Source organism: Alkalihalophilus lindianensis, assembly GCF_032843265.1.
Taxonomy (GTDB): Bacteria; Bacillota; Bacilli; order Bacillales; family Bacillaceae_D; genus Alkalihalophilus; species Alkalihalophilus lindianensis.
Map to the genome: position 1 here is coordinate 1 of NZ_JAWJBA010000936.1, position 241 is coordinate 241.

Annotated in this window: 1 protein-coding gene; it reads right to left on the minus strand. The window is 63.9% G+C overall.

Annotated elements, in window-relative coordinates; all coding sequences use genetic code 11:
* On the minus strand, nucleotides 1–241 hold a 241-nt coding region (locus RYX56_RS24860; RefSeq protein WP_317124454.1), incomplete at both ends, for an efflux RND transporter permease subunit.

Below are 241 nucleotides of genomic sequence, written 5' to 3' on the forward strand. Positions count from 1 at the left end.
ATCCGGCTGCACAGCAGCGGCGTCAGCGACAGCGACACGAAGCCAGACACCAGGATCGCGGCGATGATCGTCACGGCGAACTCGTGCAGCAGCCGGCCCAGCACCCCGCCCATGAACAGCACCGGGATGAACACCGCGGCGAGCGAGATGGTCATGGACACGATGGTGAAGGCGATTTCCTTCGACCCTTCGAGCGTGGCCTGCATGCGCGACTTGCCCATCTCGACGTGACGCATGATGT